Source organism: Puniceicoccus vermicola, assembly GCF_014230055.1.
In the GTDB taxonomy this organism is placed as follows: domain Bacteria; phylum Verrucomicrobiota; class Verrucomicrobiia; order Opitutales; family Puniceicoccaceae; genus Puniceicoccus; species Puniceicoccus vermicola.
Map to the genome: position 1 here is coordinate 117,136 of NZ_JACHVA010000138.1, position 25,597 is coordinate 142,732.

20 protein-coding genes are annotated in these 25,597 nt (G+C 56.2%); 14 read left to right on the forward strand and 6 right to left on the reverse strand.

The genetic code is table 11. The features are described from left to right. Nucleotides 1–225: 225 nt before the first annotated feature. On the reverse strand, nucleotides 226–909 hold the full coding sequence (locus H5P30_RS20060) for a 3'-5' exonuclease (RefSeq protein WP_185694703.1): 684 nt from the start codon (nucleotides 907–909) through the stop codon (nucleotides 226–228). Nucleotides 910–1,121: 212 nt separating this feature from the next. Between H5P30_RS20060 and H5P30_RS20065 the strand changes: the two genes are divergently transcribed. From H5P30_RS20065 to H5P30_RS20090, 6 genes are all read left to right on the forward strand, one after another. Next, the gene (locus tag H5P30_RS20065) at nucleotides 1,122–2,204 is read left to right on the forward strand and encodes a PEGA domain-containing protein (RefSeq protein ID WP_185694704.1); all 1,083 of its coding nucleotides are present in this window, start codon (nucleotides 1,122–1,124) and stop codon (nucleotides 2,202–2,204) included. An 18-nt stretch (nucleotides 2,205–2,222) separates the two neighbouring features. Continuing rightward, nucleotides 2,223–3,122, forward strand: coding sequence for a CsgG/HfaB family protein (locus H5P30_RS20070; RefSeq protein WP_185694705.1), 900 nt, complete (start codon nucleotides 2,223–2,225; stop codon nucleotides 3,120–3,122). 63 nt (nucleotides 3,123–3,185) lie between these two features. Continuing rightward, entirely contained in the window at nucleotides 3,186–4,730 is a 1,545-nt protein-coding gene (locus H5P30_RS20075) for a COG3014 family protein (protein WP_185694706.1), read from the forward strand. Next, nucleotides 4,727–5,140 carry a YcfL family putative periplasmic lipoprotein gene (locus tag H5P30_RS20080; protein ID WP_185694707.1) on the forward strand — a complete coding sequence of 138 codons (414 nt, stop codon included), beginning with the start codon at nucleotides 4,727–4,729 and terminating at the stop codon, nucleotides 5,138–5,140. The genes H5P30_RS20075 and H5P30_RS20080 overlap by 4 nt, the downstream gene beginning before the upstream one ends. A 30-nt stretch (nucleotides 5,141–5,170) precedes the next feature. Further along, nucleotides 5,171–5,767 carry a penicillin-binding protein activator LpoB gene (locus H5P30_RS20085; protein WP_185694708.1) on the forward strand — a complete coding sequence of 199 codons (597 nt, stop codon included), beginning with the start codon at nucleotides 5,171–5,173 and terminating at the stop codon, nucleotides 5,765–5,767. 17 nt (nucleotides 5,768–5,784) lie between these two features. Then, the gene (locus H5P30_RS20090) at nucleotides 5,785–6,969 is read left to right on the forward strand and encodes a cation:proton antiporter domain-containing protein (RefSeq protein ID WP_185694709.1); all 1,185 of its coding nucleotides are present in this window, start codon (nucleotides 5,785–5,787) and stop codon (nucleotides 6,967–6,969) included. Between the two features lie 164 nt (nucleotides 6,970–7,133). Here H5P30_RS20090 and H5P30_RS20095 read toward each other — a convergent pair whose 3' ends face one another. Next, nucleotides 7,134–7,337, reverse strand: a complete 204-nt coding sequence (locus H5P30_RS20095) for a helix-turn-helix domain-containing protein (RefSeq protein ID WP_221774420.1) — start codon at nucleotides 7,335–7,337, stop codon at nucleotides 7,134–7,136. 192 nt (nucleotides 7,338–7,529) lie between these two features. Between H5P30_RS20095 and H5P30_RS20100 the strand changes: the two genes are divergently transcribed. The 3 genes from H5P30_RS20100 to H5P30_RS20110 all read left to right on the forward strand — a co-directional run bounded on the left by H5P30_RS20100 (nucleotide 7,530) and on the right by H5P30_RS20110 (nucleotide 14,260). Continuing rightward, nucleotides 7,530–8,369 carry a hypothetical protein gene (locus H5P30_RS20100; RefSeq protein WP_185694711.1) on the forward strand — a complete coding sequence of 280 codons (840 nt, stop codon included), beginning with the start codon at nucleotides 7,530–7,532 and terminating at the stop codon, nucleotides 8,367–8,369. A gap of 19 nt (nucleotides 8,370–8,388) precedes the next feature. Further along, nucleotides 8,389–8,940, forward strand: coding sequence for a thrombospondin type 3 repeat-containing protein (locus H5P30_RS20105; RefSeq protein ID WP_185694712.1), 552 nt, complete (start codon nucleotides 8,389–8,391; stop codon nucleotides 8,938–8,940). Between the two features lie 61 nt (nucleotides 8,941–9,001). Further along, the gene (locus tag H5P30_RS20110; RefSeq protein WP_185694713.1) at nucleotides 9,002–14,260 is read left to right on the forward strand and encodes an RHS repeat-associated core domain-containing protein; all 5,259 of its coding nucleotides are present in this window, start codon (nucleotides 9,002–9,004) and stop codon (nucleotides 14,258–14,260) included. A 401-nt stretch (nucleotides 14,261–14,661) separates the two neighbouring features. Here the strand turns inward: H5P30_RS20110 and H5P30_RS20115 are convergent, their stop codons facing one another. Then, the gene (locus H5P30_RS20115) at nucleotides 14,662–14,964 is read right to left on the reverse strand and encodes a helix-turn-helix domain-containing protein (protein ID WP_185694714.1); all 303 of its coding nucleotides are present in this window, start codon (nucleotides 14,962–14,964) and stop codon (nucleotides 14,662–14,664) included. Between H5P30_RS20115 and H5P30_RS20120 the strand changes: the two genes are divergently transcribed. The 3 genes from H5P30_RS20120 (at nucleotide 14,963) to H5P30_RS20130 (ending at nucleotide 19,027) form a co-directional block, all read left to right on the forward strand. Next, complete coding sequence (locus tag H5P30_RS20120; RefSeq protein ID WP_185694715.1) at nucleotides 14,963–15,325, forward strand: hypothetical protein; 363 nt, start codon at nucleotides 14,963–14,965, stop codon at nucleotides 15,323–15,325. The two genes, H5P30_RS20115 and H5P30_RS20120, sit on opposite strands and share 2 nt — an antisense overlap. A 514-nt stretch (nucleotides 15,326–15,839) precedes the next feature. Further along, nucleotides 15,840–17,621: a sodium:solute symporter gene (locus H5P30_RS20125; RefSeq protein WP_185694716.1), complete on the forward strand. Its 1,782-nt coding sequence runs from the start codon at nucleotides 15,840–15,842 to the stop codon at nucleotides 17,619–17,621. A gap of 86 nt (nucleotides 17,622–17,707) precedes the next feature. After that, nucleotides 17,708–19,027 (forward strand): carbohydrate porin, encoded by a 1,320-nt coding sequence (locus tag H5P30_RS20130; RefSeq protein WP_185694717.1) that lies wholly within the window; start codon nucleotides 17,708–17,710, stop codon nucleotides 19,025–19,027. Nucleotides 19,028–19,914: 887 nt separating this feature from the next. Here H5P30_RS20130 and H5P30_RS20135 read toward each other — a convergent pair. Together H5P30_RS20135 and H5P30_RS20140 are read right to left on the reverse strand one after the other, a co-directional pair. Next, a complete protein-coding gene (locus H5P30_RS20135; RefSeq protein WP_185694718.1) occupies nucleotides 19,915–21,327 on the reverse strand; it encodes a UTP--glucose-1-phosphate uridylyltransferase in 1,413 nt (470 codons plus the stop codon). Nucleotides 21,328–21,532: 205 nt separating this feature from the next. Beyond that, on the reverse strand, nucleotides 21,533–21,808 hold the full coding sequence (locus H5P30_RS20140; protein WP_185694719.1) for a septum formation initiator family protein: 276 nt from the start codon (nucleotides 21,806–21,808) through the stop codon (nucleotides 21,533–21,535). A gap of 105 nt (nucleotides 21,809–21,913) precedes the next feature. On the opposite strand from H5P30_RS20140, the gene H5P30_RS20145 reads away from it, so the two are divergent. Both H5P30_RS20145 and H5P30_RS20150 read left to right on the forward strand, forming a co-directional pair. Beyond that, nucleotides 21,914–22,732 (forward strand): ExeA family protein, encoded by an 819-nt coding sequence (locus tag H5P30_RS20145; RefSeq protein ID WP_185694720.1) that lies wholly within the window; start codon nucleotides 21,914–21,916, stop codon nucleotides 22,730–22,732. Next, entirely contained in the window at nucleotides 22,729–23,361 is a 633-nt protein-coding gene (locus H5P30_RS20150; protein ID WP_185694721.1) for a hypothetical protein, read from the forward strand. The genes H5P30_RS20145 and H5P30_RS20150 overlap by 4 nt, the downstream gene beginning before the upstream one ends. Before the next feature lie 1,150 nt (nucleotides 23,362–24,511). Here the strand turns inward: H5P30_RS20150 and H5P30_RS20155 are convergent. Further along, nucleotides 24,512–25,369, reverse strand: coding sequence for a hypothetical protein (locus H5P30_RS20155; RefSeq protein WP_185694722.1), 858 nt, complete (start codon nucleotides 25,367–25,369; stop codon nucleotides 24,512–24,514). Nucleotides 25,370–25,597: the final 228 nt, after the last annotated feature.

Consider the following 25,597-nt stretch of genomic DNA (forward strand, 5'->3'; position numbering starts at 1 on the left):
AAATCCCGAGCCCTGAAGGGGCGAAATTCCCCACACTTTGCCCATCCCCACATTCCGCAATAGAGTGACGCCCCTTCAGGGCTATCATCGGCGAAAACCGATACCGCAAATCGAGAGCTGGACGTGTCCTGCGAAGCTCCCGAGCGAAGCAAGGAAGCTCTCGCTACTTTAGCTACCGGTCTCGCAGAGCTTTTGAGTTCGAGGATCGCCCTTGGGTTCGGTTTTCTAGAAGAGATCGATCTGCTCGGCGGGGGCTTCGCCTCGACCTTGGCTCTCGCGGAACATCCGACCGAGGCTCCAGTCCGGCTTCTCGGCGACGACCCTCTCGAAAAGCAAGGCACTGGCCATGCTGTCATAGAGGGCGGCATGCCAGCAGGCGCGTTTCTCGGGACAGCGATCGACGGCAAGCCCATCCAGCGGCTCGACCAATCCTTCGGCAGCCACCAAATCACCCAGACTGGCCGAGCCGCCGGGCCGGAGGGTGCGAAAGAGCCCGCAACTATCCAGCCAAGGACCCCACTCAATGACCGAACGCCCAGCAAAGGACCAATCGGTGACCTCCCCCGGCGTGCGCCACTGCCGACGGAGAAACCGATCCTCCACCTGAGCGGAATGCGCTAAAAAGGGTCCACTTCTGCGCAGATCCCGAAAAAGTTCCCAAAAATCGGAGAACGGTGGTTTTCCGGTCAGATCCTCTTGGTAGAGACCATGGGTATCGCTCTCCCAAGCCGGAACCACGGAAGCGGGCCCGCAGAGCCCGGTCCAGGTCTGCCGAATGCCCTCGGCGGTGATCTCGACGACTCCATATTCGACGACCCCGGTCCGGTCCCCTCCCTCGAAATCCATGGCATAAACGGACTCGAAGCCCGCGGCATGGGCTTCGTTCCAAAATCTGGCCAATTCCACCATAAAACTAGCTCGCCGAATCGACGCTATCGGAAAAAGGAAGAATCATGAGTCCTCATTCTTTGCGGAGAACGGCGGAACACTTCAATCCCTTCCTGAGGAAAAGTGGTCTCTGCCCGACTCGATTTTGAACGAATCGACTTCGAAATCCGTCATTCGTTCCAAGGTTGCACCGCCCAAAGGTTGCGATCAAGATTTCCAACACAGCAATTCCCATGAAAGCACTCACCCTTTTCCTAATCCTTCCTCTGATCTCGATGGCCTCCGAGGGCAGCTCGATTTTCATCGTTTCCCGCACCGCGGACACCGAGATCGATTCGACCGAAGCCGGAGACTTCCGAGACGCACTGGCCGCCGAGCTCGCCGGCTACGGATTCACCTCCGCAGTTCGCTCTGACCAATTCGCCGAAGAAACCGGATCGGAGAAGATCAATGATGCTTCGACCCTCAATCAGGCTCGCCAAGCGAATGCCCCCTACGCTCTGGTCTCCACCCTTCGCGACCTCAAATCCGAAGTCCGCGAGTATTCCGGCAACGACGTCCAGACATCCAATCGGATCTATTCCCTCTCCTTTTCCTACCGCCTTCTAAGCGCCACGGACGGAACCGTCCTCACCGGTGGCAATGGATCGGTCCGCAAGACCTTCCGAGCCACTCAAGGCGCAGTCACCGTTGACTCGAGCACCACCGGAGAATTGATCGGCCTCGCCGCTACCCGGATTGCCGAAGAAGTGTCCTCGGCCCTGCAGCCGACCGATCTGGTCGAAACACCCAGCGAAGCCACCAGCGTGAATTTTTCCATCACGGCCCGGGGAATGGGCATGTCCATCCCTGAAGTCACCGAACTCGATTCCGGCGAGCTTTACGTGACCGGAGATCGCAACGACATCACTCTCGACGCCGTGACCGTACTCATCGACGGGGTCGCCGTTGGATCGGCACCCGGGGAGCTGGAATCAAGTCCCGGCCTCCATGAGATCACCTTGCAACGGGAAGGGTTCGACGACTGGACCCGCACGGTAAACATTCGCCCTGACCTCGACCTGACAGTCCGCATGTCCGCTACCGATGCCGAGATCAAGCGCTTCCGCCAGCAATCAGCCTTCCTGGAGAGCCTCCGCACCCAGCGGGTTCTCACCGACGCCGAGGCCGAAAAGATTCGCGGGATCGCCCAGATGTTCTCCCAAAGCGGTTTCCGCTGGGACATCCAGCAAGATATTAAAGTCGACACTGACGAAGCCGTAAAAATTGAGCAGAACAACCGCACTTTGATGGGCGACAACAAAACCGAAGATTAACCCCTGTCCTCTGAATTCATGAAAGCATTCCTCCTCCCTTCTCTCCTTTCGATTCTCCTCGTCCTCAGCGCCGAGGCTCAAAAACTTTCCCTCGCCGTGGGCCCGGTCGAGGTCAACTCGGCAGTCGAAGCCAAAGCCGCCGAACAAGGGAGTCTCCTCCAGTTGGGCCGGATCGTCGAATCGACCGATTCCGAGCTCATCAATTCCTTTCAGCAGACACGCCGATTTGACATCTTCGCCCGAAGTGACCTCTCGGCCATCCTTGCTGAGCAGAATCTCGCCCAATCCGGCAACCTCGACCCGAACGACCCCAACACCGCCGAAGCCTTCCGCCTCGCGGGGGTCAAGTATCTGGTCGTGACCACGGTGAACGATTTTCAGGACTACATCGAAAAGGCCACTTTTCAAGCCATCGGCAAGACGGTCACCAAACGCATCATCCGTGTCGGCGTCATCGCCAAGATTTACGATACCACCACCGGAAAACTTCTCGAGTCTACCCGCGTCAACACCGACCTCGAGGACATCGAGTCCGACGGCCAATACGAATCGGTCAAGAACAGCGATCTCAGCGAAAGCCTCGTCTCGCAGATGAGCAAAAAGGTCGCCGATAATGTCGCCAACCGCGTCGTCGATGTCCTCTATCCGGCCAAGATTGTCGGGGTTACCGGAAAGATCGTCATGTTCAATCGAGGCGACGGATTCGATATTTCCAAGGGCGACATCTGGCTCGTCTATGCCGCCGGCGATGAGATGATCGACCCGGACACTGGCGAATCCCTCGGATCCGTCGAAGCCGAGGTCGGCAAAATTCGAGTTCTCGAGGTAATGCCCAAGGTCACCCGCGCCGAGATCGTTGAAGACTACGGCATCGAAAAGCTGCAGGTCGTCCGACCGCAGAAGAGCGACGAGAACTGATCCGCTCGGACCTCCCGGTTCCCGATCCACCGCACTCCCCGGAGTCATTGAGCAAACGATCCAGTGAAACGAATTCCGCCGCGGTATTCGCTCCATCGACGGGTTCTCTCCTCCCTCTCGGGCTTCCGATCCGGTAAACCAGCGCGGAAACCCGCGAGGCCCCCGGCTCCATATCGCCGCTGCCAGCAACCGTTTCATCTGATCGGGATCGGCCTCCTCGGCCCGGCACTTCTCTTTTTCGCTGGTTGCTCAACCTACAATGACGAAGTAGAAGCCGTCCGCAGAAATTGGACCCTCGGGGATTGGGAGCGCGCCAATGCAACCGGCGCCAAGCTTGCCAAGAACAAGGAGAACCACCGCAATGAAGTCCTCCTCGGCCTGGAGGAAGGTACCCTCCTCCGCACGATTGACGAGAACCAGGTCAGTCAGGACGTCTACGAACAGACGTGGGAAGCGATTGAGGCCATGGACCAGAAGGCCGACTTCCGGATCTCCCAAGCCAGCATCGCTCTCCTGATCAACCCGGGCCTCACCCTCTACGAAGCCCGCACCTACGACCGGATCATGCTTCACACCTACTCAGCGTTGAACTATCTCACGCTCGGGAACTTCGAAGCGGCCCGCGTCGCCCTCAACCGCGCGTACAACAGCCAGCAGGATGCCGTCGCCGAGAATTCAAAAAGGATTGCGAAGATGCAGGGCGCCATCGACGAAAAGAAGGATCCCAACGAGAGCCAGATCAATATCGGCCAGATTGAGAACAGTCCCGTCACCCAGCAGAAGCTGTCCAACCTCTACGGTCCCATTCGCTCCATGGAGGCCTACGGTCCCTACGTAAATCCCTTCTCCGTCTACCTGGATGGACTCTATTTCCTGAATCAGGGACTCGATTCCTCCGACCTTGAGCGAGGCCGAAAGAGCATCCAGCGAGTCGCCAGCCTCGTCCCCGAATCCCCCTGGCTTCAATCCGAATACGAATTGGCCAAGAAGATCGCTGGAGGGAAGGGCCAGCCCGACTCCGTCGTCGTCCTTCTCGAAACAGGCCTCTCGCCCATGCGAGTCGCCGAAAAAATTGAACTCCCCCTCTTCATTTTCGGGCTCGACGACGTCCCCTACTTCGCCGCGTCCTTCCCGGTTTTAAAATTCCAGCCAAACTATCCCAACGGAGCCCAAGTCAACTCCGGCGGAAAAACCTATCGGACCGAGACCATCTCCGATATGGATCGGGTGATCGCCCAGGAATTCCGGGATCACGAATCCCTCATCATCTCCCAGGCTATTCTCGCCGCAGCCACCAAAGCCGCGACCCTCTACGTCGCTCGAAGCCAGGCCAAAGACGGATCCTCGACCCAGGCTCTTATCGATATTTTCGGGATTTTCTACCAAGCCATCACCAACCAACCCGATCTCCGCACTTGGCTCACTCTCCCGAAACAAATTCAAGGCATCCGCGTCCCCATGCCTGAGGACCGGATCCTTTCCCTCGGATTCTCCGAAAGTAATCAAAAGGTTGAAGTTCCGCTCGTGGACGGCAAAATTGTCGTTGTTCACATCCGGGTCACTGCAACTGCCGTCAACCCAGTCATCCAACAATTCGCACTCCAATGAAAACATTCGCGACTCTTACTCTCCTCGCCTCCCTGCTCTTTGCCGCAGGCTGCAGCACTCCGGTCAACACGATCGACAAGACCAACCCCGATGCCACACCGACCGTGGTCGATAGCCGGGTAGACATCTACGACAACAATCTGGCCAAACGACTCAAACTCGTCGGCGTCAACGAAGCGCAGGTCGGAGACCTCCTTCAGATCCAAGTGACCATGCAGAATATTCAGGTGAAACCCCGCTCGTTTGCCTATCAATTTCAGTGGATTCGCCAGAATGGAATGGTGGTGACCAGCCCCGCCCCCATCTGGACTCCCTCTCACGTCGAAGGCGGTCAAACCGTCGCCGTCTCGGCCGTCGCTCCGAACCCCAATGTCGTCGACTTCCGCCTCAGCCTTCGGGAAATTGACTGATCCCCGATTTCAATCCATACAGCCTAAACTATGAAGACCATCTCCCTTCTCCTCTCCTGCGGTTCTCTCGCTCTCCTCGCCGGTTGCGGGGGCGGCGCCAAGTACGTCGACTCCACCGGCCCGAACACCATCATCTCCGTCGATAAGATCGACATTCAGGACTGGAGCCGCGCCGCCGACCAGATGGTCCAGAACCTCCTTGCCTCCGGCGTCCTGGATCGCTCCGAACGCCAACCTGCTATTCTCGCCGTCAGCCGGATCGTCAACAATACTTCCGAGCAGGTCGACACCAACCTCCTGACCAAGAAAATCCGTGTCGCCCTCAACCAAAGCGGCAAAGCCGTCACCACAACCACCGTCGGCCTCGGCGGCACCGCCGAAGATCCCCTGGCCAAAGACCAGGCCGCCTACGACTCCTTCCGCAGTGGCGGAGACGGCGACCCCGGAGTGCAACCCGGTTACTCCCTCTCCGGTCGCCTGATCGAAACCTACATCACTCAGGGCAAAGTCAAGCAAACCACCTTCTCCTTCCAGCTCTCGCTGACCGAGATCGCCACCGGACTCGCCGTCTGGGAAGACGATGTCGACATCACCAAGCAGGGCAAAAAAGGCTCCGTCGGCTGGTAACCTTCAGAATTGGGTGAGTGACGCTTCTCCTCATCTTTCTCCTTCTCCTTTTTGGATACAGTCTTCTCTCCAAAAAGGTTGAAGGGTCCTACGTCACCGCTCCCATGATCTTTGCGGGGGCCGGGTTAATCCTGGCCTTCGTCATCGACGAGCCCGTATCGGCGGACAAGGGACTCACGCCGTTCCTGCACGTCGCCGAGATCGCTTTGGTCCTGCTCCTCTTTTGCGATGCGTCCAAGGTCGACTTAAGCCTTCTGCGCAAGGAAAAGTCTCTCCCGTTGCGCCTCCTCGGTCCCGGGATGCTCCTCACCATCGGGCTGGGGACCCTGGTCGCCGTTCTCATCTTCCCCCAATTGAGCGGATGGGAAGCCGCCCTCCTCGCAACCATTCTGGCCCCAACCGACGCCAGTCTCGGGCAGGTCATCGTCAACAGTGAACGGGTGCCGAAAAAGATTCGCGAGGCTCTTGATGTCGAAGCGGGCCTCAATGACGGTCTCTCCGTACCATTTCTGCTTTTCTTCATCGCCATCGTCTCTGTCGACGCCGGAGAGAGCTCTTCCTCCCTCCCCGTGCTCATGGGAGAACAGATTGGCTACGGCGCGATTGTCGGAATCGGTGTGGGCCTTCTCGGAGGCTGGCTGCTCAACGTCGCCACTCGAATGCAGTCGATGGACAGCATTCACCGTCCTCTCGCCGTCGTCGTCCTCCCCATCCTCGCCTACCTGCTTTCCCACCACATCGAAGGCAGTCCCTTCATCGCCGCCTACGTCGCCGGGCTCGTCACCCAAAAAGCCTTCCCCAAGATCCAAGAAGGCAGCATTACCTTTACCGACGAATGGGGAGAATCCCTCAGCTTCGCCGTCTTCTTCCTCTTCGGCATCTTTGCCGGTTCTCCCGACGCCGGCATCTCCTGGCTCCCCCTCCTCTACGGCATCCTGAGCCTCGCGGTCATTCGCACCATCTCCACCTTCCTCGCCCTCCCCGGAACCGGACTCTCCATCCGCGAAAAAACCTTCCTCGGCTGGTTCGGTCCCCGCGGTCTGGCCTCCATCGTCCTCGGTCTCGTTTACTTGGAGGCCGAAGCCCAACTCCCCGGTGAGAGCACCATTACCGCCGTCGTCATCAGCACCGTCCTCCTCAGCATCTTCCTTCACGGCCTCAGCGCCCGCCCTGGAATCCGCTGGATCGCCAAGAAGTCGTAAAGCGACCGGCGAAGACCTCGAGAAGGTTCAACTTTCTCGAAGTTCTTTCCCCCCCAGGATTTCCAGGGCCCCGTGACCTCAATGGAGCGGATAGCTTTTCCCAACACCCGAGGTCCAACGGGTCACACTCTACTGAGCCATGCGAATTTTTTTCCCAATTGATCTTACTCTTCGCTGGGAAGGAGGTCTTCCCAGTCCACGTGCAGGGCTTTTCTCAGACGGATCAAGGTAGTCACTTTCGTGTTATATCGACCTGACTCGATGCGCTGAAGGTTGGTGATATCCATTCCTGCCAATTCGGAAAGCTTCTCCTGTGTCAATTTTGCAGCAACCCGCTCCCGCCGGATATTCTCGCCAAGCTTATCCAAGATTGGTTGGTCGATACGCACTAACTATTCATACACTGCTTAGAGAAATCAGATAACGGACTACAGTCCGTAAAATCGTTTGACATTGCTCCTCTTCGGTCCACTGTCGCCAATCACCTCTTGCTCCAATTCATTCTCTTGCGATTTCTCCTTCAACGTTGATGATGCTCCGAAAATAGACACAATGCTCCGATGAAAACTTCCGTCTTCCTTTTCCTCCCCCTGTTTTACCTGAATTCGGTCGCATTCGGAGAGGATGGGAAACAACCTGTTCCGACACTCACCGAGGCCAGTGCGCAGGTAGAATCGGAGATGTCCCTGAAAAGATCACGGGAGCACCAGGAACGTCTAGACTTGCTTGCGGTTCCCGCCGAGACGGAAACGGTGAGAATTCTGAAGAACGGCGGATCAATCCGCCTACGGCAGGTCGCCGCTCCACCTCAATCAGCAGCACCAAGAGATAAAAAAGCTGCTATCCGTCCACCACGGACAGAAGAAGAGATGCAAAAATTCCTGGCCGAAGCAAAGTCTCCGGAGAATATGCCGCTATCGGTGACGGTTTATGACGATCAAATTTCGTCGATTCGCCTCTGGCACGAGGGGGAAACATACGAGGTCTTGAGCAATGTGCCCTTCTCGCATTTGCAGGTCCTTGGTTCTTTCGAAACGGAAGAGGCCGTTTGGAGCGTGATAGCGATGGTCGAGGAGGTGCAGGAAGGGCAGGAGCAGCGGATCGCCGGACAGGCGCGTCGTTTCGGCGCGACATACACGCCGCGCAAACGCCCCGACACCAGTCATTTCACCTCGCTGGAGGACCCCGAGTACTTGGTTTTTCCAGAGCACGGGGAGACCATTCCGGAGGATGTTTTCGCCAAACTTGACGCCCTGCACGCCTATTATCTGACAAATGAGTCAAAGCTGGCCGTGGAGCACGAGCGCCGGGAGGTCTTCGCGGAGGCGCATCGGCGCTACCGCGCAGAAAATCCGCCCGCGCCGCAGGATATCGTCATCAATTTTTGGAGAGTTGAATAACCCAGTTTTTTTGCGCCTTATGAGAATTCCGTTTTTTCTGTTTTTGGCGGCGCTATGCGTCAGCAGTCTTTGGTCCACCCCTCCGACACAGCCTCCGGGGGAAAGCCTTGAGCGAAGCTCTGGGCTGGTGGTTTATAGCGGCAGCAATCCCGGTGAAATTATGCTGTCCTGGTGGGGCTACGACGGACATTTTTACTTCATTGAGAACTCCGCCGACCTCCACGAATGGACTTTGCTGAAAACGGTCGAGCTGGGTGAAGCCGAGGCGATTACGCTGGGCTTCGATCTCGCGGGATCGCCTTTCTTCTGGCGACTCCGTTATAGCGATGATCCCGAGTGGGAGTTGTTGGCTGCGGACCTCGACGGAGATGGCTTGTCAAGCTACCAGGAATACGATCTCGGCTCGGACCCATTTAATCCAGACACATCCGGAGACGGAGTTTACGACGGGATTGCCTACAAATTGGAGCTTCCTTTGATCGCACCGGAACCTCCGGATGCGGATCCCGAAGACACGACACCTCCCGCCATCACCCTGTTCAGCCCGGGCGGGGCAACCTTTTTACCGTGAGGAAAGGACTCTTCATCAAGCCGCTTTCCACGTTTTATTTCCCATCTAATCATTTCCGCAAATGCTGACGACCACACTCGGATTCTCGCACGGAAAAGCGGCAATCACCGCGTTTCTCTGTTTTACTTTAATCGGCGCGCCCAGCTCGTTGTCCGGCAATCCTACTGAGGTGTTATTTCCCCGGATGGCGATCACTCCCGTGCCCGTGGGCGAGGAGCCGGGAGTCGAGGAGACCGAGGCATTTCGGATCGTGGTCGAATCTTTGCGGGACTGGCGAGAGGAGGACGGGCTTGTGGAGGCGCTTGCTTGGCTCCAGCTCAACCCCAATAGCCCATGGGCACCCGCTTTGCGCGCGAATCTAGGTATGATCTACTCGCAGAGTGGCAGTTTTACTCGTGCCATCGAGGAATGGAAAGCAGCGTGGGAGGCTACGAAAGATGCCCCCCAAGGCACACATGAATATCATTTTGCCAACCGCGTGGCCTCCGAATTATCGGCGCTCTATTCGAGGCTCGGACGGGTGCCTGAGCTGGCCGGGGTGCTGGCTGAGTTCGAGTCACGGCCGGTGGAGGGGGTCGCCAGTCGCCGCTTGGAGAGTGCCCGAGCCGCGATGGCCTCCATGGTGCTGCGCCCGGAGGGTGCTTTCAAGTGTGGTCCTTACGCGCTTCAGACCATCTTGCGACACTCGACGGAACAAACACCCGCCCAGGCGGAACTCATTGCCGAGACGGACTCCACTCCACAGGGATTCAGTTTATACGAGGTATACATGCTGTCGGAGGAGCTGGGGATGAACTTGCAGATGGCCTTTCGCCAGCCGGGCGCGGAACTGCCACTCCCAGCCGTGGCCCATTGGCGTTCGAATCATTTTGCCGCGGTTATCGCCGAGGATGATGAGGGTTGGGTGGTGGACGATCCTACTTTTCAGCGTCGGATTCATTTTTCCGAGGCCGCTCTCGATGACGAGGCCAGCGGCTATTTTCTGATTTCCGCCGGCGAGTTGCCGGAGGGCTGGAGAGGGGTGGCCCAAGTAGAAGCGGAAGAGGTCTTCGGGCGCGGAGCCCCCGACGATACCAGTGAAGAGGATGAATGTCCCGGCGATAGCGAAACGGGCGGAGACTGCAATGGTGGGAAGGGGATGCCCGGCTACTCGTTCTCCACCTTCCATGCGGCACTCATTGTTCGCGACACTCCCATTGTGCAGGAATCCCCGGTAGGTCGTTCCATCCCTTTCACGATCACCTACAACCACCGCTCGAACGAAGACGATTCGCACGCGGTCGGGGGGCTGCTCGGTTCCAAATGGACCCACAATTGGCGGGTATATCTTGAAGAAGAAACTTCGGGAAGCGTTTCCAGTTGGCGCCTCCGGACCGCTTCGAATCGCACGGAACTGTACGAAACCGATGGCACCGCCTCCGCCCACCACCACATCAGCCAAGCCCAATTGGTGCCCGCCTCCGGCAGCTCGTCGTTCCCGTCGAGGCAGTTGGCCAATGGAGCCATGCAGATTTTCGGCCATGAGGTCGAGATCATCGGCGGCCCCGATCTGTATTTTCTGACCGAGTCGATCGATCCCCAGGGCAACAGCATCCTCCTTCACTATGACGGCCAGGACCGTCTGATTGCGATTGAAGACGCTCTCGGGCGGGAGATCACCCTGGAATACGATGACACGCCCGTGAGCGGCGATCCCGAGGCCATCTACCGGATCCGCTCGGTGGTTCTGGAAGATGAACGTGAGGCGGCTTTCGGCTACTCCGATGGGATGCTGAACTCGGTGACCGATATGGCTGGAATGACCTCCAATTTCAGCTATCAGGATGACGCGCAAAGCGATTTCATCACCGAGATGGAAACTCCCTATGGAGTGACCGAATTCGAACGTCTTGAATACGAGGGGTATTTTTCCGGTCCGGGCTATCAAGGGCTCATGGTCCTGCGTCACGGGGTCGAGGCGACCAATCCCCTAGGCCAAAAAGAACGGATCGAATTCAGCTTCGATTTCTTTTGGGCGGTCGGATACGATGGCTGGAGGTTTACTTTAGAGGAAGCCGAGATGAGCTACCAAGAGATCGATGATTTTATTGATCAGCACTGGATCTTGAATTCGATTCCCACGAGCGAGATTCCCACGTACTCCCAGATGCCGGTCAATTTGTATTATCCGAGTGAAGGCACCACCGTCCACTGGGATTACAAAACTTACAAGGAGTTTCCTCCCGATCCCGAGACCGGGGAGAATTACAGCAAAGGCATCCAGACGCACTGGCTTCGGGACCGCAATAACAAGGACGTGACCGTGCCCATCCGCTCCAGTGTCAAGAATCCGTTGAAGAATCGGGTCTGGTATCGCTACGAGGACCAGTTGTTTTACTATGCGGATCCCCTGCACGCGGGCGTCTCGGCCCAACCCATCCAGATCGGGCGCATTATCGAGGATGACCGCTTCGAGTCGACCGAAATGCAGTACAATGCCGATGGCCGATTGACGCATTTCACCGATCCCGAGGGTCGGGAGACGGAGTACGTCTACGCTGCCAACGGCATCGATCTACTGGAGGTGCGCCAGAAAGTGGGATCGGGATGGGTGACCGTGCTCGAGTACGAGAATTACGGCAACCATCTCCCTGGAAAACGGATCGACGGTTCCGGCAACGAAACCCTCTACCAGTACAATGCCCAGGGGCAGCTGACCGCAGTGACCAATCCCCTTCTGGAAACCACGACCTACGTCTACCACAATCGCCCCATCTTCGATCCCCAAACCGAAGCCGCCTCCGGCTACGGCTACTTAGTGGCGATTCTGGGGCCCGACAACCAGTTGCTCCAGTCCGTCGGCTATGACGCCTCCGGTCGCCCGGCGGTAATCGAGGATTCCGAAGGACGCACCGTCGCCATCGAATACGACGACCTCGATCGACGCACCAAAGTCACCTATCCCGATGCGACCTTTGAGGAGTGGACCTACGAACGTCTGGATGTGGCCTCCTACCGCGACCGGGAAGGCCGGGTGACGAGCTTTCTCCACAGCCCTCTCGGGCAACTCATGGTGGTGACCGATCCCGAAGGACAGATCACCCAGTATGACTATTGCACCTGCGGAGATATCAAAACCATCACCGACCCTGCCGGCAACAGCACTTGGTGGCGATACGACATCCAGGGCCGGGTGACGAAAAAGATCTATCCGGACGGATCCGAAGTTCACTACGAGTACGATCCGGCCAGCGGGCGCCTCGCCTCCAGTACCGATGCGATGGGTCAGGAAACGCTCGTCGCGTACACCGTTGGCGGTGAGGTCGACACCCTTTCCTATGCCAACACCGTCCACCCGCCCCCCGCCGTTGCGTTCACCTACGATCCCGAGTTCAACCGGCTGAGTAGCATGACTGACGGCACCGGCACCACCGCCTGGACCTACCATCCCTTCGACGGGCAGACCCCCGGAGCCGGGCAGGTCCACACCGTGACCGGCCCGTTCACCGACAGCACCATCGCCTACACGTACGATGAACTGGGTCGCCGCACCGGACGCACCATCGATGGCGCGGCCAACGGCGAGTCATGGGAATTGGATCCGCTCGGGCGCGTTCCCGAGATCACCAACAACCTCGGGGTGTTTGAATATGCCTATCTCAACGATACTCCCCAGCTGAAGGAAATACAGTATCCGGACGGTCAAAAAACCCTATACTCCTACTACGGCAACCAGCAGGACCGTCGCCTGGAGCGCATCGAGCACCAAGCCGCCGGAGGGGCTCTTATAGCCGCCCACGAATACAGCTACAACCCCGATGGCATCATCACCGCATGGCAACAGCAGGGCTCCGGGTTTCCGGATCAGACTTGGCAATTCGGCTACGATGAGATAAACCAATTGACCTCCGCCGTGCTCAAAGACCCACAAGACGCCATCCTGCAAACCCTGGACTGGACCTATGATCCAGCCGGCAACCGCATTGGCGAACAGATCGACGGCGGCGGGCTGGTCCCCGCCAGCCACAACGAACTCAACCAACTCACCGAAGACGGCGGCGGACCCATCCGCTTCGCGGGGAGCATCGACGAGCCCAGCCAAGTCTGGGTCGCGGGTCACGAGGCCCAAATGCGTAACGGGACGGACTTCGAAGCCTGGCTGGAGCTACCGCCCGGCACACACCAGGTCGACATCACCGCTCAGGACTATTCCGAGAACAGCACGATCCAAACCTTCGAAGTCCACATCGCCGACGAAGGTCAGATTACTCTGACATATGACCTCAACGGTAACCTAATAAGCCGCATCTCCGACTCCACCATCACCACCTACGAGTGGGACGCCGCCAACCGCCTCATCGCCATCGAAGTTGAGGAAGAGACTCGGAGTGAATTCATGTACGACGGCTTCTCTCGCCGGGTGGGTATCACTGAAAAAGAGTGGGACAGCCAAACCGAGAACTGGGAACTGGTTACCGAAAACCTCTACCTCTGGGACGGCTTGGCCGTCGCAGAGGAGCGCTCTGGCATCGATGGCGCGACCGTCGAGAAGCGCTTCTACCCGCAGGGGGTGGAAATCGTAACCGGAACGGAAGCGGGCACGTACACCTACCGGACCGACCACTTGGGTAGCATCCGCGAGATCGTCGATGATCAAGGCAATCTTGCCGCCCGGTTCGATTACTCACCGTGGGGCGAGATGGAGTCGGTCTCCGGTAGCTTTGATTTGGATTTCGGCTATACGGGGCACTTTATCCACCAGCCTAGCGGATTGTCCCTCGCCCCCTTCCGCGCTTATGATGCCGGACTGGGACGGTGGCTCTCGCGAGATCCGATTGGAGTGACCGGGGGATTGAATTTGTACGGGTACGTGGGGAATAGTCCACTTAGCTGGATTGATCCATTTGGGCTGCGGCCTTGTTCTGAAATTCGATCCGATATCGATGAGGCAAAAGCAGAATATAATAGTGTCGAAAAAAATAATGACGCTTTGGCTAAAATTGCTTCGGGGGCGAGGGTTTTCAACGCGGACGGCGCTTCGCAAAATGATATAGACAATGCGATAGCCGATGGTGCAGTAGTAATAAAGACACGTGGCTCAGCAATGATGGGAGGAGATTCAGAGCTACTATCCGAATTTGAAAACTCTGCTTGGCATTCCACGGTCGGATTCTTCCAACATGCAGGCTCTCAAGTGTGGGGAGGACTAGCGAATGGATTCAATCCGATTAGGAATTGGGCAGATGGTGAACTCATGAGGAATCACAGTTATCAAAAATTTCTTGCAGATAGGGTTGGAGAGCTTCTCGACGAGTTAGACGAGACAGATTGTGGAGGTTGAGAATGAACAAGAAGATTTTTGGTGAGACTTTCTTATTCCTTCTTTGGAGTATGATTTTGTTTTTTATAACTCTTTCTTTTTCGTCTGCTCACATAAAAATTAGCGGAATCAATTTATATTTAGTTATTTATTTAATAGCATTTTCCCTGGTCACAACACTGGGGGTGGTAGCATTTTCAAAAAGAAAGAACGCTACAGGATTTTTTCTTATATTGATCCAGTTTTTAATGACGGTTTTCTCATACGCGAGTATCCCAAGCTTTGTTGCGACTCCGTATTAAGATTAGAATATACGCGAGCCGACCAAAGAGCATATTTCCATATAAAAGACGTCGGGTCTTCATCTTTTTAGTCGGCGATTTGGTGGAATCCTCCTGAGAGTAATCAAATTGGTCTACAGTTCATTGATGATACACCTTTTTAAGGTGAATTATGGTTGCCAGCGACCTGATTTTGTCATGTTCGAAAGCTTTGAAGACATTTGCCGCAACCACAGCTGGATCGGAGCCACATATTCGGCAATGTTCCCAAAACTCGATTACATTGAGTCGACGTTCTCCGAGTTCGATGCGTCCGATAAAACTATGCTCTCTTTTTAGAAGATGGGCGAGTTGTCGCTGGGTGAGCCCCGTTTCTTTGCGAAGCTCAATCAAGATGACAGTCTGGAGCCCGCCGACATGCGGGTGGTTGCTCAACTCATCCATGACGAAACCGAAAAAATGCGTGCTTGCCTGTGTCGTTTCAGACAAGCCGATTAATACAAGTGCCCGTCTCCGTACAAGTTACAGCCAAGTCGCCGGATGGGCCCACGAATACAGCTACAACCCCGACGGTATCATCACCGCCGAGGATTATTCCGAGAACTGCACGTTCCAGACCTTCGAGGTGGAAATCGCCGACGAGGGTCAGGTTTTCCTGACGTACGATTTTAACGAAAATCTTATCTCCCGCGTATCCGACACAACGGTCACCACTTACGAGTGGGACGCCGCCAACCGCCTCATTACCATCGAGGTCGAGGAAGAACGCTTACGTTGGATAAGGATTCAATGTGGGGAGAGTTGATTTAGCATTCTTTCTTTTTGGAATGGTAAGCATATTGGACTTCGCTACTGTTCAGTGACGAGCAACTGCGCCTGATGAACAAATTGCTCATCGCGGCGGGGGGCAATCGGGAGATCTATCCACTGTTGGGCTTGGTGTCTGAGGAGGATCTGTCGGTTTCGCCTTTTATTTTCCCCAAAAATCCGATAGGATCGAGGACGTGGCCGACACACTGGTACAGATAAAATCCTTTCTCCCCTCCACGGCAGAGCCCGCTAATCCCCTCGTCCCGTCTCGACCCTTCGAAGGCCAGCCACCCGGGAAAGCTCTAAATCCACACTTTACCGGACAGTAAATCACCGATACAATAATTTTGACGAAAATTAGGAGCGCATCGTATTTACAAATCATCGAAATTATATCGACCGCGGTCACCTCACCCCGACCCGATCCCCAAGATCCCGCCGAGATAGTGTAGTGGCGCCAGCGTTACAACCTCTCCAACACAACCCAAACCCAAACAACCCAAAACCCCATGGAACCTCTTGACTGGCTAATGATCGCCGGGTACTTCGCGCTTCTGCTCGGAGTCGCCTGGTGGGTAATCCGCAAAAAGAACGAAACCGCTGACGACTACTTCCTCGCCGGACGTAATCTCGGTTGGTTTATCATCGGCGCGTCTATCTTCGCGTCCAACATCGGGTCTGAGCACCTCGTCGGTCTCGCCGGCTCCGGCGCCACCGACGGTGTCGCGATGGCCCACTACGAACTTCACGCATGGTGCCTTTTGATCCTTGGCTGGATCATGGCACCTTTTTATATGCGCTCGAAGGTCTTCACGATGCCGGAGTTCCTCGAACGCCGCTTCAGTCCCCACGCCCGGACGATCCTCTCCCTCATTTCCCTCTTCGCCTACGTTTTGACGAAGATTGCAGTGGGGATCTTTGCCGGAGGAATCGTCTTCGCCACCCTGCTTCCCGAGATCCATCTCGGGCCGCTCAATAGCTTCTGGCTCGGCTCGATTCTCGTGCTGCTCCTCACTGGAGCCTACACGATTCTAGGAGGACTCCGGGCAGTCGCCTATACTGAAGCCCTACAAACCTTCATTCTGGTATTCGGCTCGGCTCTCGTGACCTTCTACGGTCTGCGGGCGCTGGGAGACGGGAGTATCATGGCTGGCTGGGGCAACCTTCGGGAGATCGCAGGATCAGAGATGTTTAACCTCTGGAAGCCCATCGTCCGAGCGGGTGCCGAAGGCACCTGGGAGCCAATCCGGGAGATCAGTGCCAGCGGTGAGATCGTCAAGGAAGCCTGGTATTTCAACGGGAACTATCCATGGCTCTCAATGCTCTTCTGCGCGCCGATCATCGGCCTCTGGTACTGGTGTACCGACCAATACATTGTCCAGCGCATGCTGGGTGCGCCCAATGAGAAGGAAGCCCGCCGCGGAACAATCTTTGCTTCCGGCCTGAAACTCCTGCCGGTCTTCCTCTTCATCATCCCCGGAATGATCTGCTTCGCCTTGGCTAAGAGTGGCACGGTTGCCGCCCTGTCCGCCGAGATGATCAATCCGGATACGGGGGAAGTCATTCGCGAGAACGCCCAAGCGGCCTTCCCGCTTCTCGTCCAGCACGTGCTACCGGCCGGATTCCGCGGTATTGTGGTCGCCGGCCTCCTGGCCGCGCTGATGAGCTCCCTCGCCGGGGTTCTGAACGCGACCGCGACCCTGTTCACGATGGACTTCTACTCCCGCATTAAGAAGAACGTGGATCAAAAGCGACTCATCTGGATTGGCCGCGTTGCCACCGCGGTGCTCGTCTGCATCGGTCTGCTCTGGATCCCCGTAATTCAAGGCGCCAAGGGTCTCTACGATTATCTGCAAGGGGTGCAGGCCTACCTCGCCCCGCCGATCTTCGTGGTATTCTTCTTCGGAGTCTTCGTCAAACGCCTCAACGGTCCCGGCTGTCTGGCCACTCTGGTGGTTGGCTTTGCCCTTGGCCTCTTCCGATTGGCGGTGGACACACCCGCAGCCCTCATGGGCCACGTTTATGAAGAAGGAACGTTCCTCTGGATCGTGAATAACATCTTCTTCCAGTATTACTCGATCATCATTCTGATCGTCTGCATCATCACCTTCTACGTCGTCAGCTATGCCACCAAGGCACCGGACTACGAGAAGATCAGTGGTCTTACATTCGGAACGGTCACCGACGACCATCGCAAGGATTCCCGTTCGAGTCGCACTTTTGCCGACTACTTCTGGAGTGGCTTGGTGATCGTCTTCATTCTAGCCGCCTACCTCTACTTCCGCGGCTAATTCCCATTCGGAGATACCGGGCCCGAATGACGGGCCCGGTATCCCTCCAACCCCGACAACCCCAATATAAAAAAAAGGATCCCAAGATGTCCTATACCCAAAAATTACTCACCGGACTCGTGCTCGGTTCAATCGGAACCACTGCGGTCTTCGCGGACTGCGAAAACTGCCCGAAACCGGGCAAACACCCACAACCTCAATTCGACGCCGGAGACTATCTCACCGGCGGCTGGGGTGGACACCGCGAAAAGCTGATGGACCAAGGCATCGACATCGGCATCGGCTATACCGCGGAACCCGAATGGAACCCGGTCGGCGGTGAAGACCAAAGCGCGACCTACGTCCACAACATCGGCGTCTCGGCCTTATTCGATTTCGAGAAGCTCATGGGCATTCCAAATACCACCTTCCTGATTCAGGGCTCCCAACGTTCGGGAAACAGCCTGACGGAAGATGCGATCGGGAATGCCATCAGTGTTCAACAACTCTACGGAGGCGGTCAGACCTACCGTCTTGTCGAAATGCGGATCAGCAATGATTTCTACGAAGATCGGCTACATTTCTCCTACGGGCGCCTATCAACGACGAATGACTTCATGACCTCGCCGTATTACTGCCAGTTTGTCACCAACGGTTTCTGCGGTCAGCCAACCTCCCCGTTCTTCAACATGAGCAACGGAATCTCGGCCTACCCGATCGCGGTTTGGGGGGCGATGACCGAGTTCAAGCCCACACAAGAGACCTACATCAAAGCCGGTATCTACGAAGGCGACGCTACCGACGATAATCATGGGGTCGATTTCGACTTCGGAGACAACGGCGTCTTCATGATCACCGAATTGGGCCTCCGTCCCGAAGAAGGACTTTTGTCCCTTCCCGCACGCTACAGTGTCGGGGCCTACTACCACACCGGAGATTTTGCTGACGTGGCTACCGACGTAAATGGCAACAACCTCTTCGTCAGCGGGCTTCCCGGTCGCGAGGATTCCAATCAGCAGGGTTACTACACCATCATCGAGCAAGGACTCTATCGGGAAGAAGCCGGATCCGACCAAGGTCTTACCGGGATCTTCACCTTCGTCCTCTCTCCTGAACTCGATAAGAGTGACATGCCCTACTTCATGAATGCTGGAATGGTTTATAAAGGTCTCTTCAACGGACGTCCGAACGACCAAACCGCCTTCGGTTTCTACACCGCCTGGTTTAGCAAAGACAAGCGCGACGCTCAGGAAGCCGCCGGGATCGAAGGTCAAAAAGCGGAAACGGGCATCGAACTGAACCATCAGTTCCAGTTCACCCCGTATTTCTATCTTCGCCCCGATATCCAATACATCGTCAACCCGAACGGCCTCTCTTCGATCGATGATGCCTTAGTTTTGGGTTGCGAAATCGGCGTCACCTTCTAAGATCTCCATCATATAAGTTTCTACCCCCCTCAATCAACATACACGAAGGCCGGACACTCTGATTTTCAGGGGTCCGGCCTTCACTTTGGCTGGAGAAGAAACGGGTCTCGATCGAGGAAAAGGTGGGAACGGAATGGCGAAAGCCATTTCGAGGATTCGGCAAATTAAGAACGAGAGCTGCGGCACTACTCCCGTACCCCAGGCTTCCAGCCCGTGGCGCGAGTCGAGAGCTGGAAGCTCTCGCTACTTTGGACATCCACGTTCTCGCATGACTTTAGTCGTGCGATTCCTGCAGCGCGATACGCATCTAGCGTTCAGGAATGACGCGGCCGAGAGGCCACCATGATGAGCCCCGGCTACCTTCAACTCCAGGCGGGGGCGCAGCTGAAGCTGCGGCCCTACTCCCGTACCCCAGGCTTCCAGCCTGTGCCGCGAATCGAGAGCTGGAAGCTCTCGCTACTTTGGGCATCCACGTTCTCGCATGACTTTAGTCGTGCGATTCCTGCAGCGGTACACGCATCTGGCGTTCAGGAATGACGCGCCCGAGAGGCCACCATGATGAGCCCCGGCGACCTTCAACTCCAGGCGGGAGCGCAGCTAAAGATGCGGTCCTACTCCCGTACCCCAGGCTTCCAGCCCGTGGCGCGAATCGAGAGCTGGAAGCTCTCGCTACTTTGGGCGATCTCACGTTCTCGCATGACTCTCCCGGCATGAGCGGGTCACAGAAAATCGTGAAATTTCCGCAACAGTTTGATTCCCACACAAGGTTCGGAAAATTCCAACACCCAGCTCCTCGTCTCCCAATTCCTCCCATACTCCTGCGCCAACGGCGCACAACCCATCAGCCCGGGGCAACGCCCCGGGAACTTTGAGAGAGGCGATTGCCCTTACAGAACCTCCCCTTCGGACGGAACCGAGAGACCCTGGTTTTTGGAATTCTCCACGAAGGATTCGCGATCAAAGCCACGCAAAGGAGTCACTTCAAAAGTGCGATCTGGGACGCCATTCTCGTCGGCAGGAACGTCGACGCCGACATCCTTCAGCCAACGAACGTATTGGCGAAGTAGATCGCGGCGGCAGGTTTCGGGAGAATCCAAGCCTTCCGCATTCTTGACGGGACTGAAGTCTTCATCGCGGGCGGTCTCGATGACCACGGGTGACTTGGCCTCTGGGAGGGCGTCGAAGACAAACATCTCAAACTTCACTCCGTTCGGCTCATCCGGCTTCACCGTTTCACCATTCTCTTGCGCCACACCAATTTTCTTGTTCGCCCGGTGCATCGGCAATCCTCCTTCGCCATCGCCCATCCGTTCGACGAAATCGCGGGAAATGATGTGAATGGCGATGCTGCCAGCGCGGAAACGAAGACGGCCTTCCTCATCCTTCTGCTCGGCGAGCTCTTCAGGAAGGTCGCTGTACTCGATCACCGTCAGCTTCTCATCCAGAATCGTGAAGTGGCCAACTTTCTCCCCGGCGTACGCTTTCGGGATCATCTTGCTCGACATTTCCGACCCCTCCAAGACATGGAACCCAACAAAGGTGGGATCGATGGCTTGAACCAACGGATTGTCGACTTGGAAATAGCTGATAATGTCGATTCCGCGCTCTTTCATGGTCGCGGTGGCACCGCTGCGAACCAAGGCCCGCAATGACCCACCGTGCCCGTCCGGGCTCAACGCCAACGAATCCGGCGACTCAAGGATGAGCTTCCCGTCGAAATCCACCGCGGGCATCATTCCCTGCGAGAAGAAGATGACGTCCTCTTCCTTCAGACCGAAAAACTGGTTTTCCTGGAAAAAACTCACCGTCGCTTCGTGATTGATCCGGCTGGTCATGATGAACCAGGGAATCGAGACTCCATAAGTCTCGCTCGCACAGAGGATCTTCTCCGCGAAGACTTGAAAGAGAGTTGCCTCCCGAACGGGAGTTACTGGAAAAGTTCCTTTGGGCCCCTCGTATCCGAGACGAGTGCCCTGCCCCCCAGCCACCGTGAAGGCCGCTACGCGACCGGCGCGCAGCGCTTCCTCACCGACCTTTCGCGCTTCCGCCCAGCGAGCGGCATCGCCCCCTTCGCTCGGGAGAGGCACATAGGGTGCAGGCTGGAGGCTCTCAAAATCGGTTTCCGATTCGCCCTGCCCTTTTACCAAGGTATCGACGAGGCGTTGAATTTCCCCGAGATCCACTTCGGCCAGTTGGGCCGCCAAGGATTCTTTTTGGGCCTCATCCAGCTTTTCCCAAAACCGGAAAACCTGTCCTTGGCCCGCACTCTCGTATTCGCTCCGAAGCTTGTCGATTTCCATGCGGCCAGAATCCCCATTTCGGGGAAAATTTCGAGCAGAAAACGAAATGGGTGTGAAGGAGATCCCAGGATAACAATCTCACCCCGATTCCTAATCATCTTCGGCGAGGCACCAAAGCTGCGAAAACAACGAGCCAGCCCGTATCATCGAGCCTTCCTCAATGAACCGCGTTCGCCCCAGCGAATCTGGACCCTCGACCAGACGTCTAATCCTCGAAACGGAAAATGATCTCTCCGTCACGGGCGTAACCGAGACGATCTCTGACTACCGCCTCAAGAAAGGCAGGATCGTTCATCAGTTTCCGATAGTATTTCCTCTGACGTTCGTACTCTGCCTTTTCGGTATCGATCCGCTCACTCAACTGCATCTCCTTTTCCCGAAACTGACCGTACTCCTTGAGATTTTGGTGCCCAACCACAGCGAACACGACCAGCAAGGTCGCAATCGCTCCCAGAAGAATCCATCGGATCACCTTTTCCACAGTCGGGAGAACATACGCCCCGAGGCCCACAGAAGGGAAGGAAGAAAATTCAAGGAATTCGCACTCTTGCCAGACCCCCTCCCATTCGTCTGAATTGCAGAGAGCATGTATCAAGCGTTCTTTGGATTGAGGGAGATGCCCTTTAACATCACCCCGAATCCGGATTTTCTATTCCGGAGTCCTACGCATGAAGAAGCACTCCAGCATCTTCGGTATGGGATCATCGAAAAAAAAGGGTTCATCGTCCTGACTGGCGAAGTGGGCTGCGGGAAGACGACGCTGAGTCGATCCATCCTCGCAGAACTTGACGACGATACCTATGATACCGCCCTCCTCCTCAATACCCGTCTCTCCGAAACCCAGCTGGTAAAGGCCATCCTCAACGAGCTTGGCATCGAGACCAAGGCCCGCTCTAAAAGCGACCTCATCGACACTCTGTACCAAACCCTTCTCGAACGAATCGCCGCTGGACGGCAAATCGTCGTCATCATCGATGAGGCCCAAAACCTTCCTTTCGAGGTGCTCGAGCAGGTCCGTCTCCTTTCCAACCTTGAAGCCGACGACCAGAAGCTGATGCAGATCGTCCTCATCGGCCAACCCGAGCTCGATGAAAAGCTGCAAGAGCAACGCCTGCGCCAACTCCGCCAGCGAATCCTCGTCTACTATAAGCTACGCCCACTCTCCCGCGACGAAACTGCCCGCTACATCGAGCACCGGCTCACGCTTTCCGGAGCCAGCGGTGAACCCCTGTTGACCCCGCGCGCCGTTCGCTTGATCCACAAACGTTCGCGGGGAATTCCGCGTCTCATCAACAACCTCTGTGATAAATCCTTCCTCGCCGCCTTTGTCCGGGAAAAGGAACGAGTTGGCGTCCGGGATGTCCGCAGAGCCCACCGGGAACTGAAAGAATTTCTGCAGGCATGAGCATTATCAATGAAGCACTGAAAAAGGCCCGTCGTGAAGCGGGCGCACGGGAAAACGTTTCTTCTCCCGCCGAGGAAACGGTCATCCATCCCCGCACTCGGGTCACCGCTAAGTCGAGCCCGTGGATGATCCTGCCCGTCCTTCTCCTCATCGTTGCCTTTATCGGTCTCATCGGGGGACTTGGCTACTACGCCTATACTCAGTTTTTCGCCCAACCCGCAGAGGATGCTCCGAAGATAGAGTTCGTCGAGAAAGCCCCCGCCCCTCCGGCCGAAGCACCGAGCCCCCCGGATCCCGATCCAGAACCGGAACCCCAGACAGCCGTTTCATCCAGCGTCAACCTCAAGCCTTCCTCGGCGTCTCAACCCGTGGCTTCCGAGTCCGTCTCCACAGCCCCCAGTTCGGCGCCCGCTGGTCCCATCGCCGCGCCTCCGGAACTTTTGGAAGAATTTGAGATCAACGGCGTCATGCGCGGTGGTTCTTCCGTCCGTGTAATTACCAATTCGGGCGTCTACCGCACCGGAGATTTGATTTCCTCTCCCCAGGGCTACAAGCTCGAGAAGATCGGCGATCAGCACCTCACTCTCCGCAGTCCGGAAGGGATTCTCTACTCTGTTCCTCTCCCCTAGGTCGATAGAGAAGCTTTGAGGAGTGCTTGCCGGCGAACTGAAAGAGGCCGATCCAACGCGAATCGAGAGCTAGAAGCTCTCGCTACTTTGCCTTCTCCGTTCTCGCATGACTTTAGTCGTGCGATTCATTTCGCCCAGGGATCCGACGCGAATCGAGAGCTGGAAGCTCTCGCTACTTTGCTTTCTCCGTTCTCGTATGACTTTAGTCGTGCGATTAATTTCGGCCAGGCCGATCCAACGCGAATCGAGAGCTAGAAGCTCTCGCTACTTTGCCTTCTCCGTTCTCGCATGACTTTAGTCGTGCGATTCATTTCGCCCAGGCCGATCCGACGCGAATCGAGAGCTGGAAGCTCTCGCTACTTTGCTTTCTCCGTTCTCGTATGACTTTAGTCGTGCGATTAATTTCGGCCAGGCCGATTCAACGCGAATCGAGAGCTGGAAGCTCTCGCTACTTTGGCTTCTCCGTTCTCGCATGACTTTGGTTGTGCGATTCATTTCGGCCAGGCCGATCCTACGCGAATCGAGAGCTGGAAGCTCTCGCTACTTTGGCTCCTCCGTTCTCGCATGACTTTAGTCGTGCGATTCATTTCGGCCAGAGGCCCATGGGGCGGCTCTCACTTCAACGAACTCCTCCATCAACTGGAGAGGAACGGTGATAACCGTTTCTAAATATCCACAGATGATTCCAAGGCTTCACACTACCCAACGAAATGGCTCTCGCCATTCCGCTCCCTTTTCAACGAGAACGGAAACAACAGAGTGACGCCCTTTCAGGGCTGTTATATCAGCGATAACACCCGAAACCCAGGGCGTTGCCCAGGGCTCAAGAATCGATGCACCTTCGGCGCGATAAATTCGCAAATCGACGGCCCCGATGAATCGAGCGAATCATTCTCAACCGCTCGGTGATAGCGCGTCCAAAAATGCAACCCCACTTCCGAACCTAGGAACAGGAGCCGGACGTGTCTTGCAAAGCAAAGCCATAGAGCGATCCGTCAATACATCGCTCCGCAAACGAGCTCGGGATACGCAATCTCCCGCGCCAACGGTGCAAAACCCGTCAGCCCGGGGCAACGCCCTGGGAGACCCAACCCTCGTAAAATCCCGAGCCCTGAAGGGGCGAAATCCCCGCTTTGACTGGATCCTCTCCTTACCCGCTAATCGGGTTGCGGAAGAGAAGACGCACCGCACCGAAATTCGGAACAACGGAACTCACCTCCAGTTCCAATTCTTTATCCCCGTTTCTCCAAAATTCGACCTTCGACGGCTCGTAAAATCCGTTCACCTCCCGGTATCCACTGTAACTCAAGACTAGGGCATTGCCTAAGGGATCCTTTTTCTCCCAGCGCAAAAGATTGAGATCCAGCGGATCCAGATCGACTTGCTCTATCTCCTGACTCCCGCTGGCAATGAACTGAATTCGCAAAACACGGCCAGTCTCATCGGCCACATCCTCCACCGAAACCACGCGGCCTTGGCCATCGAGAAACTCCTGTAGCAACGGACCGTGCACTCGGCCGAGTGCCATCATTAAATCCACTTCTATCGGGTTCGGATCCAAACCTTGACGGGTGCCGTCGTCCATCCCCAAGAACTTCCAATATTCCTTTCCATCGTAACCCAGGTTCAGCTGCTCTCCATTTCCGGAGACTCGGATGTGAATGAGGTCCGGCGCCATGGTCAGAAGTGAAAAATCTCGTGCGACCGATCCAGTCCCCACTTCTCCCGAGAATCGCAGAGATTTCAATCTCGCGAGGGAGACCCGCCCCCCTCTCTCCTCGATCAAGACCTCCCGTAGGTGAGCCTCCTCCTCAAAATCCGCTGCGGAGTACATTTGCGTCCGTCCCGAAGTTTCACGCGGAATCACAACTTCTTCGGTTTCCCCCATCACCTCTTCCGTGTGGGGAGTCAGCCAGACAAGGACTCCAATGAAGAAGAGAACGGAAGCACCGAAGAGGAATGGCGCCAAACGGCGAACCACCGCAAAAATCATTTCGGGAAAATTCATCGGAACCTCTTCACGAGGCTTCGATCGAATAGATTCTAGATCACTTCTATTCACTTCAGAAATTGGAAAATTTCCACCTTCAAAGATGGTACTTGAGCGCAGGAAAGACTGGTGGGGGGTCATAAGGCAAAGGGGGGTAAGTCCCCAAATATGCCTCAAATTTACTAACAATTCACGAAAAAACTCTTTCGAAATCGCCCCAAAATCAAAGATTTTTCGGTTCTACGG